General features: G+C 69.4%; 12 protein-coding genes and 2 tRNA genes. 9 read left to right on the forward strand and 5 right to left on the reverse strand.

Going from position 1 to position 13,679, the window contains the following annotated elements:
• Nucleotides 1–10: 10 nt before the first annotated feature.
• On the reverse strand, nucleotides 11–1,363 hold the full coding sequence (locus M3330_RS00840) for a M20/M25/M40 family metallo-hydrolase (protein WP_064060328.1): 1,353 nt from the start codon (nucleotides 1,361–1,363) through the stop codon (nucleotides 11–13).
• Nucleotides 1,364–1,496: 133 nt separating this feature from the next.
• Between M3330_RS00840 and M3330_RS00845 the strand changes: the two genes are divergently transcribed.
• A tRNA-Leu gene (locus M3330_RS00845) sits at nucleotides 1,497–1,582 on the forward strand.
• A 279-nt stretch (nucleotides 1,583–1,861) separates the two neighbouring features.
• A tRNA-Leu gene (locus M3330_RS00850) sits at nucleotides 1,862–1,947 on the forward strand.
• 63 nt (nucleotides 1,948–2,010) lie between these two features.
• Here M3330_RS00850 and M3330_RS00855 read toward each other — a convergent pair.
• Nucleotides 2,011–2,244: a PLDc N-terminal domain-containing protein gene (locus M3330_RS00855; RefSeq protein WP_033096644.1), complete on the reverse strand. Its 234-nt coding sequence runs from the start codon at nucleotides 2,242–2,244 to the stop codon at nucleotides 2,011–2,013.
• 86 nt (nucleotides 2,245–2,330) lie between these two features.
• Here M3330_RS00855 and M3330_RS00860 point away from each other — a divergent pair, with 86 nt between their 5' ends.
• The 7 genes from M3330_RS00860 to M3330_RS00890 all read left to right on the forward strand — a co-directional run bounded on the left by M3330_RS00860 (nucleotide 2,331) and on the right by M3330_RS00890 (nucleotide 8,151).
• Complete coding sequence (locus tag M3330_RS00860; protein WP_071934914.1) at nucleotides 2,331–3,800, forward strand: SDR family oxidoreductase; 1,470 nt, start codon at nucleotides 2,331–2,333, stop codon at nucleotides 3,798–3,800.
• Between the two features lie 109 nt (nucleotides 3,801–3,909).
• Nucleotides 3,910–4,278, forward strand: coding sequence for a universal stress protein (locus M3330_RS00865; protein ID WP_006551545.1), 369 nt, complete (start codon nucleotides 3,910–3,912; stop codon nucleotides 4,276–4,278).
• A 61-nt stretch (nucleotides 4,279–4,339) separates the two neighbouring features.
• On the forward strand, nucleotides 4,340–4,720 hold the full coding sequence (locus M3330_RS00870; RefSeq protein ID WP_006551544.1) for a DUF2784 domain-containing protein: 381 nt from the start codon (nucleotides 4,340–4,342) through the stop codon (nucleotides 4,718–4,720).
• 14 nt (nucleotides 4,721–4,734) lie between these two features.
• Nucleotides 4,735–5,970 (forward strand): trans-acting enoyl reductase family protein, encoded by a 1,236-nt coding sequence (locus tag M3330_RS00875; protein WP_255026696.1) that lies wholly within the window; start codon nucleotides 4,735–4,737, stop codon nucleotides 5,968–5,970.
• 293 nt (nucleotides 5,971–6,263) lie between these two features.
• Nucleotides 6,264–7,301, forward strand: coding sequence for a sulfite exporter TauE/SafE family protein (locus M3330_RS00880; protein ID WP_006551542.1), 1,038 nt, complete (start codon nucleotides 6,264–6,266; stop codon nucleotides 7,299–7,301).
• A 296-nt stretch (nucleotides 7,302–7,597) separates the two neighbouring features.
• The gene (locus M3330_RS00885; protein ID WP_006551541.1) at nucleotides 7,598–7,819 is read left to right on the forward strand and encodes a hypothetical protein; all 222 of its coding nucleotides are present in this window, start codon (nucleotides 7,598–7,600) and stop codon (nucleotides 7,817–7,819) included.
• Nucleotides 7,820–7,839: 20 nt separating this feature from the next.
• Nucleotides 7,840–8,151, forward strand: coding sequence for a hypothetical protein (locus M3330_RS00890; protein WP_006551540.1), 312 nt, complete (start codon nucleotides 7,840–7,842; stop codon nucleotides 8,149–8,151).
• Between the two features lie 235 nt (nucleotides 8,152–8,386).
• Here the strand turns inward: M3330_RS00890 and meaB are convergent, their stop codons facing one another.
• Genes meaB through M3330_RS00905 form a run of 3 tightly spaced genes read right to left on the reverse strand, consistent with a single transcriptional unit; the run spans nucleotide 8,387 to nucleotide 13,556 of the window.
• A complete protein-coding gene (gene meaB / locus M3330_RS00895; RefSeq protein WP_019289316.1) occupies nucleotides 8,387–9,436 on the reverse strand; it encodes a methylmalonyl Co-A mutase-associated GTPase MeaB in 1,050 nt (349 codons plus the stop codon).
• 7 nt (nucleotides 9,437–9,443) lie between these two features.
• Nucleotides 9,444–11,690: a methylmalonyl-CoA mutase gene (scpA, locus tag M3330_RS00900; protein WP_255026698.1), complete on the reverse strand. Its 2,247-nt coding sequence runs from the start codon at nucleotides 11,688–11,690 to the stop codon at nucleotides 9,444–9,446.
• Nucleotides 11,691–13,556 (reverse strand): methylmalonyl-CoA mutase family protein, encoded by a 1,866-nt coding sequence (locus M3330_RS00905; protein WP_033096641.1) that lies wholly within the window; start codon nucleotides 13,554–13,556, stop codon nucleotides 11,691–11,693.
• Nucleotides 13,557–13,679 lie beyond the last annotated feature (123 nt).

Genomic DNA, 13,679 nt, shown 5'->3' on the forward strand with positions numbered 1-13,679 from the left:
TTCGTGTGTTCTAGGCGTGCATGAGGAAGTGTTCCATGACCCGGGTGCCGAAGCGCAGTGCCTCGACGGGGACACGCTCGTCGACACCGTGGAACAGCGCGGCGAAGTCCAGATCGGGCGGCAACTGCAGCGGCGCGAAACCGAAGCAGCGGATGCCGAGCTTGGCGAACGCCTTGGCGTCGGTGCCGGCCGAGAGCATGTACGGCACGGTCCGGCCGATCGGGTCGTGCGCGAGGATCGCCGCGTTCATCGCGTCGACGAGGTCGCCGTCGAAGGTGGTCTCGTACGGCTCGAGACCGGTGATCCACTCCCTGGTGACATTGGGCCCGATCAGCTCGTCGACAGTGCGTTCGAACTCGGCGAGCCGGCCCGGCAGGATACGGCAGTCGACGACGGCGTGCGCGGTGCGCGGGATGACGTTGGCCTTGTACCCGGCGTCGAGCATCGTGGGGTTCGCGGTGTCGCGCAGGGTCGCGCCCACGATGCGGGCGATCGACCCGAGCTTGGCGAGCGCCCCCTCGAGATCGGGCGAGGCCGGGTCGAAGTCCAGCCCGGTCTCCTCGCTCACGGCGGAGAGGAACTCGGCCACGGAATCGTTGACGACCAGAGGGAAGGTGTGGGATCCGAGCCGGGCCACCGCGCGGGAGAGGACGGTGACGGCGTTGTCCTCGTGCAGGAAGGAGCCGTGCCCGGCGACACCCGTGGCGGTCAGGCGCATCCAACGCATGCCCTTCTCGGCCGTCTCGACCATGTACAGGCGACGTTCGGTGCCGTCGGGACGCGGCACGGTCAGGGAGAACCCGCCGACCTCCCCCACGGCCTCGGTCACGCCCTCGAACAGCTCGGGCCGGTGCTCGACCAGCCACTGCGAACCGAACTTGCCTCCGGCCTCCTCGTCGGCGACGAACGCGAACACCAGATCGCGCGGGGGCACGATGTTCTCGACCTTGAAGTAGCGGGCGACGGCGATCATCATGCCGACCATGTCCTTCATGTCGACCGCGCCGCGTCCCCACACGTAACCGTTCTCGACGGCCCCGGAGAACGGGTGCACGCTCCAGTCCGCGGCCTCAGCCGGCACAACGTCGAGGTGGCCGTGGAGCATGAGAGCACCGCGGCTCGGGTCGGAGCCGGGCAGCCGCGCGAAGACGTTGCCGCGGCCCGGCGCTCCGGATTCGACGTAGGTCGTCTCGTAGCCGACCTCCTCGAGCACGGAGGCCACCCACTCGGCGCATTCGCGTTCGCCGCGGGTAGTGGTGGGTTCGCCGGTGTTCGAGGTGTCGAACCGGATGAGGCGGGAGACGAGGTCGACGACCTCCTCCTCCGCCCGGGACGGCTGGTGGGCGCTCGTGTCAATGGCCATGGTCGTATGTCTACCACCGCCCGTCCACCATCTCGACAGTTCGGATCACCGCAGGTGGAGGTGGCGATTTGGGACCGTGGGCGTGGTGGGTTACTCTTTCACAGCGCCCACGACGAGTGGGCGCGAGCACCAGGTCCGAGTGGCGGAATGGCAGACGCGCTAGCTTGAGGTGCTAGTGTCCTATTAACGGACGTGGGGGTTCAAGTCCCCCCTCGGACACTCTGAGTCGAGACAGACGACGAAGGCCCCGAACATCATGTTCGGGGCCTTCGTCGTTGTCGGGAGAAGATCGAGCGGGCGACAACCGGTACCGCATTCGTCATCCGCTGCGGCAACGTGCTGTAGCGGATGACGAACAAGCGAGCGGATCCACGCGAGGCGCGTCGAGTGCCGCGAGCGCGCCTGAAGTGCCGTTTTGGGGATCGGACGCCCCATGCGCTACTGTTTCTTCAGCGCCCGCGGGAGCGGGTTCTACCGACATGCCCCGTGTGGGCGTCGGTCCGAGTGGCGGAATGGCAGACGCGCTAGCTTGAGGTGCTAGTGTCCTATTAACGGACGTGGGGGTTCAAGTCCCCCCTCGGACACCCCGAAACCCGAAGGCCCCGAACCGATATCGGTTCGGGGCCTTCGGTCCGTCCGGGGTCCGCTCAGTCCCGTCGGCCCTTGCGGAAGTACCGGATCGGGCCGAAGAAGTTCACCGCGATGGTCAGCGCCCAGCGCAGCTTGCTGCCGTTGATCTTGTCGGCCGGTCGCCTCGCCAGATCGGCCCAGGCCGCGACGGCGAGCGACAACTGCACCACCGCGAGCAGGACCACCAGCACCTGCTGGGGGCGGCTCAGTTCGGCGAACTTCTTCTTGGACAAGGGGGAGCTCGGGCTCATCGTTCCTCCGGTACCTGCACGGGAATTCGGACACGATCATCCTGCCCGATACGATCGGGCATACAGCAGCACACGGAAAAAGGCAGATGAACCCCCACAGCGACACCACCGCCGAACCCGCCACCGACAGCTTCACCCGCATCGACCCCGACGACCTGGCCACCTGTCTGCGGGTGCTCGACCAGGCAGCGGGCCTCGACGCCGAACATCCCGACGCGATCGCCGTGCAGCGGGCCGTGGGGCACATGTTCAAGAAGTTCAAGCGGCTGCGCCGCAACGAGGCCCGCAAGCAGCGCGTCGACGCCGACCGTCAGGTGCTGTCCGCGACCGCCACCGCCTCCCCCACCCGCATCGACGACGAGACCGCCGGACTCCCGCTGGCGTCGTCGACTCGCGGTGCAAGCGCGGGAACGCTGCTGCGTCCGCGGCACTGCTACATCTGCAAGGACAAGTACACCCGCGTCGACGCCTTCTATCACCAGTTGTGCCCGACGTGCGCCGAGGAGAACCACGCAAAACGCGACGCGCGCACCGATCTGCGGGGCCGTCGCGCCCTGCTCACCGGCGGTCGCGCCAAGATCGGCATGTACATCGCATTGCGGTTGCTGCGCGACGGCGCTCACACCACCGTCACCACGCGGTTCCCCAACGACGCGATCCGCCGCTTCACCGCGATGGAGGACAGCGGCGACTGGCTGCACCGGCTGCGCATCGTCGGCATCGACCTGCGTGATCCCGCCCAGGTGGTCGCCCTCGCCGACGATGTGGCCGCGCAGGGTCCGCTGGACATCCTCATCAACAACGCCGCGCAGACGGTGCGCCGCTCCCCCGGTGCCTACTCGGCGCTGGCCGAGGCGGAGGCCGATCCGCTGCCCGCCGGTCCGCGCCCCGAGGTCCTGACCTTCGGCAAGCCCTCGGACGCCCATCCGGCCGCTCTGGCCGGGTCGCTGCCGGCCGAGTTGTCGGCGCACTCGTTGACCTCGCTGGCACTGGTGGCCGGATCGGCGACACCCGAGCGGGTCGCGGCCGGCGTCGCCGTCGACGCCGGTGGCCTGCTGCCGGATCTCGTGCACACCAACAGCTGGGTCCAGACCGTCGGCGAGGTCGAGCCGCTGGAACTGCTCGAGGTGCAGCTGTGCAACTCGGTGGCGCCGTTCATCCTCGTCAACCGTCTGCGTCCGGCGCTCGCCGCGTCCCCGGCCCGCCGCAAGTACGTCGTGAACGTCTCCGCGATGGAAGGGCAGTTCGGGGGTCGCCGCTACAAGGGCGCCGGGCATCCGCACACCAACATGGCCAAGGCCGCGCTGAACATGCTCACCCGCACCAGCGCCGAGGAGATGCTCACCGACGGCATCCTCATGACCGCCGTCGACACCGGGTGGATCACCGACGAACGGCCGCACCACACCAAGATGCGGCTGGCCGAGGAGGGATTCCACGCCCCGCTCGATCTCGTGGACGGCGCCGCCCGCGTCTACGACCCGATCGTCCAGGGCGAGGCCGGCACGGACCTGTACGGATGCTTCCTCAAGGACTTCCGCCCGGCACCCTGGTGATCCGGACCCGGTGATTTGGGGAGACCGGTTCCACACCGTGGATCGTGGCCCACTCTCCGGGCCGCGGCGATAATGGATAACGTCCCCGCAGGCTCGCACGAGGAGAGTCATGACTGTCGCTGTCGTTCACGCCGATACCCCCGAAGGCCGGATCGCTCTGCAGGCCGCGGTGCGGGAGGCCGCCGACCGGCAGCAGTCGCTGGTGGTGCTCCACCCGCTCGACGAACCCGACGAGGTGGAAGGCGTGCGGGCACAGGTGAGCGAGGTGGCCGGTACCGACGGCTGGGAGTTGCTCTCGGCCGTCCACGACGGCGATCCGGTCGGCACGACCGTCGAACTGCTTGCGCGCAGCGGCGCCGAACGCGTGGTCATCGGCAGCCGCGGGCGCACCGCGACCGGCAAGTTCCTCGTCGAGCGGGCGGTGCAGCGGCTGATCACCGAGTCGTCGGTGCCGGTGCTCGTCATCAAGGCCGGCTGAGGCGCCGCCCGCCCTCCGGCAACCGCGTTCGTTCCGAGGCCGTTCGTTCTACCCTGGGCACATGGCGTTCCGGGTGGTCGCCGACCTCACGGCCTTCGTGCATCTGCTCTTCGTGCTCTACGTCGCGTTCGGTGGTTTCCTCGCGTGGCGGTGGCCCCGCACGATCGTCGCGCACGTCGTCGCGGTGGTGTGGGGAGCGGCCTCGGTGGCCGTGGGGTTCGACTGCCCGCTGACCGCGGTGGAGAACTGGGCACGCCGCGAGGCCGGCCAGGAAGGTCTGCCGCCGAGCGGATTCATCGATCACTACCTCACCGGGGTGATCTACCCGGAGTCCGCGCTCGGCGCGGTCCGCGCCCTCGCCGCGCTCGCCGTACTCATCTCGTGGGTGGTGCTGTGGCGCCGGATCCGTGTGACGAAGGTCGCCCCCGAGACTTACTCCTGAGTAGGGTGAGGGGCATGACTGTCTCCCGGGATCTCGACATCGTTATCTACGGCGCCACCGGCTTCGTCGGGCGCCTCACCGCCGCCTATCTCGCCGAGAACCTCCCCGACGGCGTCGCCGTCGGACTCGCAGGACGTTCACGCACCAAACTCGAGAAGCTCGCCGCCGACCTCGGAACCGACTGGCGGCTGATCGAGGCGAACGCCGACGATCCCGCCTCGCTGACCGCGCTCGCCGAGTCCACCCGCGTGGTGATCACGACCGTCGGTCCCTACGCCACGTACGGGCTGCCGCTCGTGCAGGCGTGCGCCGAGGCCGGCACCGACTACGTCGACCTCACCGGCGAGGTGCTCTTCCACCGCGAGAGCATCGACCGCTTCGACGACGTGGCCCGGCGCACCGGCGCCCGCATAGTCCACTCGTGCGGTTTCGACTCCGTCCCGTCCGACCTCGGCGTCCATGCGCTCTACCGCGCCGCGGAGGCCGACGGCAACCTGCCGCTCACCGACACGACCTTCGTGCTCGGCTCCTTCCGCGGCGGGGTGAGCGGCGGAACCATCGATTCGCTCCGGCAACAGCTCGACGCGGTCCGCAAGGATGCCGCCGCACGGAAGATCGCCGCGCGCCCGTACTCGCTGTCCCCCGATGGGGCTCGGGAACCCGATCTCGGTCGCCAGAACGACTTCGCGTTCGTCGACGGCAAATCCGTGGCGCCGGAGATTTCGGGGCGGCTCGCACCGTTCGTGATGGCCTCCTACAACACCCGCATCGTGCGACGCAGCAACGCGTTGCGCGACTGGGCCTACGGACGCCGGTTCCGCTACCGGGAGGTGATGAGTGTCGGCTCCTCACCGCTCTCCCCCGTCCTCGCCGGGCTCGTCGGACTCGGCACGGGAGCCCTCGCCGCCGGCCTGTCGTTCCCGCCCACGCGGTTCGTCCTCGACAAGCTCCTGCCCGCGCCCGGCGAGGGACCGTCGGAGGAGACCCGCGAGAACGGTTACTTCACGGTGGATCTGTACGCTTCGACCGAATCGGGAGCTCGCTACACCGCGCGGTTCTCCGCGCAGGGCGACCCAGGTTACAAGGCCACGGCCGTGATGCTCGGCGAGTCCGCCCTCTCGCTCGCCCTCGGCGGCGCGGCCCTGCACGCCGGTGGCGGTGTCCTCACCCCCGCGGTGGCCTTCGGGGACGTGCTGACCGAACGGCTCCGCACGGCCGGTTTCGAGATCTCCGCGCGCCGCCTCGGCTGACCTCGCCTCCGGCGCGCCCGATCGGCGCGCCGGGCCCGCCGAGTGTGGCTCCGTCGCTTCGACGGGCTATGCTCGACCGGACCGAACGATCCGCGCGCGGAACGAGACCTGAGGACGTGACCATGGCTGCGACGAGTACCGAGATGGCTCCGGCCGCTCGTCTCGCGCTCATGCCGTTCTGGCCGACCCGTCGCGGCGCCTGCTTCGATTGTCTGTGTTGCACCCGGGAATGTTGCTGAGCGCTTCGCCGCTCGTCCAACTTTTCGGGTTCTTCCAGCTTTCGGAGCCAACGCATGTTCAATCTGCTCATCTTCACGCTCGTCGGTGTCGGCGCACAGCTCGTCGACGGCGCACTCGGCATGGCCTTCGGTGTCACCGCGACCACCCTGCTGCTGTTCAGCGGTGTCGGTCCGGCGCACGCGAGCGCCGCCGTGCACCTCGCCGAGGTCGGAACCACCCTCGTCTCCGGTGCCTCGCACTGGCGGTTCCGCAACATCGACTGGAAGGTCGTGCTGCGACTCGGTGTTCCCGGTGCCATCGGCGCCTTCCTCGGCGCGACCGTGCTGTCGGGACTGTCCACCGAGGCCGCCGAACCGGTGACCGCCGGAATCCTGCTGGCCATCGGCGTATACGTCGCGTTGCGCTTCTCGGTACGACCCCCTGCGGTCGCCCACGCCCGCACCTCCCCGCACACCGCGAAATTCCTGTCGCCTCTGGGCTTCTTCGGCGGCTTCATCGACGCGAGCGGCGGTGGCGGCTGGGGACCGATCACCACCAGCACCCTGCTCTCCCGCGGTAAGACGGCACCGCGCACCGTGATCGGTTCGGTGAGCGCGTCGGAGTTCCTCGTCGCGGTCGCGGCGAGCGTCGGCTTCCTGTTCGGGCTCGGCCACGACTCCCTCGGCAATCTCGTGATCGTCGCCGGTCTCGCGCTCGGCGGTGCCCTCGCGGCGCCGGTCGCGGCCTGGCTGGTCAGCCGCGTCCCTGCGACGCTGCTCGGTACCGGCGTCGGCGGTGTCATCGTGCTGACCAACGCGCACAAGCTCGCCAAGACTGTCGACCTCTCCGGCGCGGCGCTGGCGGTGCTCTACCTCGCCATCGTCGCTGCGTGGCTCACGCTGCTGATCGTGTCCTGGAAGCGTTCGCGCCTCACCCCCGCGGAGAAGAGCGGTTCGCTCGAACCGCTGGCGCAGCCGACACCGGCGGCACTGCTCGAAGGTACCGACGCGACGCCTCTCCCCGGGGCCCGTCCGGAGCCTCGGGAGGTGCCCGGACACAACGAAACTCGCCTGAATTCCACCACGTCACCACGGACTCCCGACGGGGCCTGATATCGCGGTTATGCCCGCGTGCGGTGGTGCTTCCCGATCCCGCCATCGAAGCGGCCGGCGGATTCGCGCACAGCATGCCGATCGACATGGCCCGGCACCGCCTTCACCGCGGCCGGCGTCGAACTCCCCCAGGCCTGCGTGTCGATCACCGTCGGCGGCCGCGATGCCGCGATGGTCCTCGATCCGGCAGTGCCGTGGCGGTCGCCAAGCAGCTTCTCGGGCTGTAACGCACGGTGTCGCAGCCCTCGACCGCCCGGGCGGAACCAAGATCACGTACAACTCGTGCGGACGCTACGATGCGCCGTGGGAATCTGCCCCGATACGCCGTCGCATCCGCGACCCTCGCCGGCGCCCTGCTCCTCGGAGCGTGCTCCTCCGGCGACGACGCCACCTCCGACACCACCTTCGACGCCGACACCGTCAGCGAACCGACCGGCCTCGGCAGCGACATCCTCGCCCGCTTCGACTCGTGCGATGATGTCGCGCCCGCCGTCGCCCCCTACATCGAGCGGCACTGAGCCTGCGCTCCTCGAGCGGCGTGGAGGAGTACAGCGTCTACTGCGCATGGGAGACCCCGGACAGCGTCACCAACCTCGACGAGATCCGGTCGGTGGAGATCGTCCTGCCACCGGGATCCGGCAACGTCCCGTCGGCGAGCGACCTCGAAACCGGCGGTCTCGAACCACTCCCCGACGCACGACGCGTAGATCGCCACCGGGACGACGAGAATCCCTGCCGCCGAAGCGCACACGGCGACCATGGCGAACACTGCGAAGGTGTAGAGACCGACCACCCATGGCGGGTCCGCAGCACGCTCGACCGCCGGTGCGGCCGCAACGCGACGATGTAGGTGAGCTGTCCCCCAACCATGAGACTCCCAGTGCCACAAGCGTGCCCACGACCAGCCGGTCGCGCGGTGCGGACGTGACGAGAACGAGTCCGAGCGCGAGCAGCGGCATGAGGAACCACTGCGAAACGTCGGTGAACGCCGAATCGGGCGCGAGAACCTGAAAACGAGATGAGCCGCCGCGACGATCGCGAACGCACCGAGAACGGTGACGGCGATCGTGCGGCGGCTCACGGGATCAGGAGTCCTCGTCGGACGTTCCGGGGTCGTGCACCCCGTCGAAGGCGTCGAGCAGGCGTTGCGCGGCGAGTGCGGCGGTCAGCGAACCGTCGCGCACCCCGGCCTCGACGTCCTTGCGGATCGCCCGCACGCGCGGGGAGGTCTCGAGACGACGCAACAGCTGGTCGTGCACCATCGTCCACGTCCAGTCCACCTGCTGACGGCGCCGGTTCTCGTCGAACATGCCCGCCTCGGTGAGCACTTTCTTGTGCTCGAGCACGGTGTCCCAGAAGGTGTCCAGACCGTTGCCGGTCATGCCGCTCATGGTGATCACCGGCGGCTTCCAGATCGCGTCGTGCGGATGCACCATGCGCATCGCGCCGGCGAGTTCGCGGGCGGCGACCCGCGCGTCGCGTTCGAACTCCCCGTCGGCCTTGTTGACGGCAACGAGGTCGGCGAGTTCGAGCACGCCCTTCTTGATGCCCTGCAGCTGGTCGCCGGTGCGGGCCAAGGTCAGGAAGCAGAAGGTGTCGACCATGTTCGCGACGGTCACCTCGGACTGTCCGACACCGACGGTCTCGACGAGGATCACGTCGAAACCGGCAGCCTCGAGCAGCACCATCGTCTCGCGGGTGGCCTTCGCGACCCCGCCGAGCGTGCCGGCCGAGGGCGACGGGCGGATGTAGGCGTCCCGCTGCACCGCGAGCCGCGCCATCCGTGTCTTGTCGCCGAGGATCGAACCACCCGTGCGGGTCGACGACGGGTCGACGGCCAGCACCGCGACCCGATGCCCCTGCTCGAGCAGATGCATGCCGAGCGCGTCGATGAAGGTCGACTTGCCGACACCGGGCACACCGGTGATACCGACACGAATCGCGTTGCCCGCGTTGGGAAGCAGGCGCAGCAGCAACTGCTGCGCCCGCTCCCGATGGTCGTCGCGGGTCGACTCGACCAACGTGATGGCCCGCGCGAGGCCGGCCCGCTCGTTGGCGAGCACGGCCTCGGCGAGGGCGTCGACGTCGATCTGCCGTCGGCGGGTCTGCGCGGCGCCGACCGAGGAGTCGCTCATGCCGACGTCAGCCTCCGAGGTGGTGGCCGAGCTGCGCGGCGAGCTTGGTCAGCAGACCGGTCGCCGCATCCGCGATCACGGTGCCGGGCGGGAAGATCGCCGCCGCACCCGCCGCGTAGAGCTCGTCGAAGTCGCCCGGCGGGATGACACCACCGACGACGATCATGATGTCCTCGCGGCCCACCTCGGCCAGCGCCTGCTTGAGGGCAGGGACCAGCGTCAGGTGACCCGCGGCCAACGACGACACGCCGACGACGTGCACGTCGTTGTCGGCCGCCTGCTGGGCGACCTCTTCGGGGGTCTGGAACAGCGGTCCCACGTCGACGTCGAATCCGAGGTCGGCGAAAGCCGTGGCGATCACCTTCTGGCCTCGGTCGTGACCGTCCTGGCCCATCTTCGCGACGAGGATGCGGGGGCGACGACCCTCCTCCTCGGCGAACTTCTCGACCAGTTCGGTTGCGGCGGTGATGTTGGTGGCCTTGCCGGCCTCGTCGCGGTACACGCCGCTGATCGTACGGATCTCGGCCTGGTGGCGGCCGTAGACCTTCTCCAGGGCGTCCGAGATCTCACCGACGGTGGCCTTCGCGCGGGCCGCGTCGATGGCCAGCGCGAGCAGGTTGTTGTCGAGACCCTGGCTCTGCGCACCGGCGGCGCGGGTGAGCGCGTCGAGGGCGGCGCGGGTGGCCTCCTCGTCCCGGTCGGCGCGCAGTTGCTCGAGCTTGGCCAGCTGCTCGGCCCGCACACGCGAGTTCTCGACCTTGAGGACCTCGATCTCGTGGTCCTCGGTCACCTGGTACTTGTTGACGCCGATGACGGGCTGACGACCGGAGTCGATGCGCGCCTGGGTGCGGGCGGCCGCCTCCTCGATGCGCAGCTTCGGGATGCCCTCCGAGATCGCCTGCGCCATACCGCCGGCGGCCTCGACCTCGGCGATGTGGGCGCGGGCCTTGTCGGCCAGCTCGTGGGTGAGCCACTCGACGTAGTGCGAGCCGCCCCACGGGTCGATGGGCCGCGTGGTGCCCGACTCCTGCTGCAGCAGCAGCTGGGTGTTGCGGGCGATGCGCGCCGAGAAGTCGGTGGGCAGTGCCAGCGCCTCGTCGAGCGCGTTGGTGTGCAGCGACTGGGTGTGGCCCTGGGTCGCGGCCATCGCCTCGACGCACGTGCGGGCGACGTTGTTGAAGACGTCCTGTGCGGTGAGCGACCAGCCGGAGGTCTGCGAGTGGGTGCGCAGCGATTTCGACTTCGGGTTCTTCGCCCCGAACTTCTCGACGAGCTCGCTCCACAGCAGGCGACCTGCGCGCAGCTTCGCGACCTCCATGAAGAAGTTCATGCCGATCGCCCAGAAGAACGACAGGCGCGGCGCGAACTTGTCGACATCCATGCCGGCGTCGAGTCCGGCGCGGATGTACTCCATGCCGTCCGCGAGGGTGTACGCGAGCTCGAGGTCGGCCGTCGCGCCGGCTTCCTGGATGTGGTAGCCGGAGATCGAGATCGAGTTGAAGCGCGGCATCTTCGCCGAGGTGTACGCGAAGATGTCGGAGATGATCCGCATCGACGGCTTCGGCGGGTAGATGTAGGTGTTGCGGACCATGAACTCCTTCAGAATGTCGTTCTGGATGGTTCCGGCCAGCTGCTCGGGCTTGACGCCCTGCTCCTCCGCCGCCACGACGTACAGCGCCAGGATCGGCAGCACCGCGCCGTTCATGGTCATCGACACCGACACCTGCGACAAATCGATGCCGTCGAACAGCTGACGCATGTCGAGGATCGAGTCGATCGCGACACCGGCCATACCGACATCACCCTGTACACGCGGGTGATCGGAGTCGTAGCCGCGGTGCGTGGCCAGGTCGAAGGCCACCGACAGGCCCTTCTGACCGGCGGCGAGGTTGCGCCGGTAGAAGGCGTTGGACTCGGCGGCGGTGGAGAAGCCGGCGTACTGCCGGATGGTCCACGGCTGGTTCACGTACATCGTCGGGTACGGCCCGCGCACGAACGGGGACAGACCCGGGTAGCTGCCGAGCGGGTAGCCCTCGGCGACGACGGCGTCGCGGTCGGCCTTGGTGTAGACCGGCTTGACGTCGATGCCCTCGGGCGTCGACCACACGACGTCTTCGGTGCTGTAGTTGTTCGCCTCGGCGACGGACTCGACGAGCGCGGCGGCCTGCTCCGCGGTGGGAGCGGTGGGCACCGGCGCGGCCGGGTCCGTCAACGGGACGTCGGCGAAGCTGCCGATTTCGTGTTCGATGCTCACTTACGCTCCCAGAGTGTTCAGCAGGTCGGTGAGGGCGGCGACGGCGTCGATGCGCGCGGTGAGGAAGCCGTCCGGACGATCGTCCCCCTGCGCGTCCTTCACGGCCTTCTCGGGTCCGGCCAGCAGCACCGTCGTGATCCCCGCCGCACGCAGCGCAGAGGTGGCCGTACCGGCCTGCTCGCCGTAGCGGGTGTCGGTGCCGCACAGCACGGCGACGGACGTTCCGGTGTCGCCCACCAGGGACGACAGGTCGGCGTCGAGATCGAGCGGTCCGGGATTGACCGCTTCGATGCCACCGGCGGCGAGCAGGTTCGTCGCGAAGGTCGCCCGTACGTTGTGTTCGGCGATCGGCCCGAGCGGGGCGAGCAGCACCCGCGGGCGGGCACCGTGCGAAGCCAGGTAGGCATCCGAGCGGTCGCGCAGCGCCTCGAACGGTGCGGCGTACCGCGCGGCGGACGCGCCGGCCTCGGCGACACCGACCGGCAGCGGCTTCTCGGCCAGGTTCGGGAACTCGTTGACCCCGGTCACCGAGAACGTGCGGTGCGCGATGTCGGACTCGCGGCGGGCACGCGTCTGCGCGACACGCTCGGCGATCAGCCCTGCTTCGAGAGCGGCGCGGTAGCCACCGGCCGCCTCGATCTCCTGGAAGAAGCCCCATGCCTTCTCTGCGATCTGCGCGGTCAGTTCCTCGACGTACCAGGAACCGGCGGCGGGATCGAGAACGCGCCCGAGGTTGGACTCCTCGAGCAGCAGCAGCTGGGTGTTGCGGGCGATCCGGGCGGAGAACGCCTCGGACACCTCGAGCACACCGGCCGGCAGTGCGGAGTCGAACGGCAGGACCGTGACGGCGTCGGCGCCACCGACACCCGCGCCGAACGCAGCGAGGGTCGTGCGCAGCATGTTCACCCACGGATCGCGCTGGGCCATCATCGCCGCGGAGGTCACGGCGTGCTGCGGAGCGTTGCCGGCCTCGGGGGCACCGGCGACCTGGGCGACGCGCGCCCACACCTGACGACCCGCGCGGAACTTGGCGATGGTCTGGAACTGGTCGTCGGTCGCGGCGAGACGGAACTCGAGCTGACCGAGCGCGGCCGCAACGGGAACCCCGGCGTCGACGAGTGCTCGCACGTAATCGAGGCCGGCGGCGATCGCGGCACCGAGTTCTTCGGCGTCGGACGAACCGGCGTTGTGGAAGGCGGTGCCGTCCACGGTGAGGGCACGCACCGCTTCGGTGCGGTCGGCGGCGGCCCGTGCCAGCTCGACGGCCTCGTCGAGAGATACGTCGGGACGCTCGGAGAACGCGCTGGTGAGCGGCGCTGCACCGAGGAAGATGCGCACGGCGGCGCGGTCCTCGATATCGGTGCGGTTGTCGAGCACGGAGTACACGGCGGTGGTCGCTGCGACCGCGTCGGCACCGGCGTCGAGACGGACCGGCGCGAGGTCGAGGAGCACACCGTTGAGCGCGGTGTCGAGCGCGTCCACGGGGACCGCGCCGGCGCCGAGACCGAGCCACACCGAGCTGACGCCGTTGTTCAGCGCGTCGAGGATGCGCTCGTTGACCGAGGCCGCGTCGGTGCCGGTGAACCGGACGTCGACGAGCCAGCCGGTGTTGACGTCGCGCGTGGACGAGCCGCCGCGGACGAACGGGAACTCACCGGGCAGCGGCGCTTCGTCGCGCTCGTCGCGGACGCCGTACAGCGGCGCGACGGTGACGTCGTCGTAGGTCGTGGTCTCGAGCAGACGCTGCGGCTCGGGTCCGAGTTCGGCCGGGTCGACACGTCGGGACTTGGCCAGCACCCCCGCCACCGCGTCCTGCCACTGCGCATATGCGCGCGCGGCATCCTCGGCTTCTGCAGCTAATGACACGGGCGATTCCTCCTACTGCGGGTTTGCAGGCTTTGTACGGACGGCGTTGTCGGCCGGAGGTGGGCAACCTCGAAATGGGTAGGTTGCCTTCGGTGTGATGCTATCCCCGCACATCGCGCGATC

The sequence above is a fragment of the Rhodococcus sp. GA1 genome (assembly GCF_024321955.1).
GTDB lineage: Bacteria > Actinomycetota > Actinomycetes > Mycobacteriales > Mycobacteriaceae > Rhodococcus > Rhodococcus pyridinivorans.

Excerpts from the sequence above, each read along its gene's own strand:
- M3330_RS00840 (WP_064060328.1), bottom strand. The coding sequence starts at position 1,363 with ATGGCCATTGACACGAGCGCCCACCAGCCGTCCCGGGCGGAGGAGGAG.
- M3330_RS00855 (WP_033096644.1), bottom strand. The coding sequence starts at position 2,244 with ATGAGCCCGAGCTCCCCCTTGTCCAAGAAGAAGTTCGCCGAACTGAGC.
- M3330_RS00860 (WP_071934914.1), top strand. The coding sequence starts at position 2,331 with ATGAACCCCCACAGCGACACCACCGCCGAACCCGCCACCGACAGCTTC.
- M3330_RS00865 (WP_006551545.1), top strand. The coding sequence starts at position 3,910 with ATGACTGTCGCTGTCGTTCACGCCGATACCCCCGAAGGCCGGATCGCT.
- M3330_RS00870 (WP_006551544.1), top strand. The coding sequence starts at position 4,340 with ATGGCGTTCCGGGTGGTCGCCGACCTCACGGCCTTCGTGCATCTGCTC.
- M3330_RS00875 (WP_255026696.1), top strand. The coding sequence starts at position 4,735 with ATGACTGTCTCCCGGGATCTCGACATCGTTATCTACGGCGCCACCGGC.
- M3330_RS00880 (WP_006551542.1), top strand. The coding sequence starts at position 6,264 with ATGTTCAATCTGCTCATCTTCACGCTCGTCGGTGTCGGCGCACAGCTC.
- M3330_RS00885 (WP_006551541.1), top strand. The coding sequence starts at position 7,598 with ATGCGCCGTGGGAATCTGCCCCGATACGCCGTCGCATCCGCGACCCTC.
- meaB (WP_019289316.1), bottom strand. The coding sequence starts at position 9,436 with ATGAGCGACTCCTCGGTCGGCGCCGCGCAGACCCGCCGACGGCAGATC.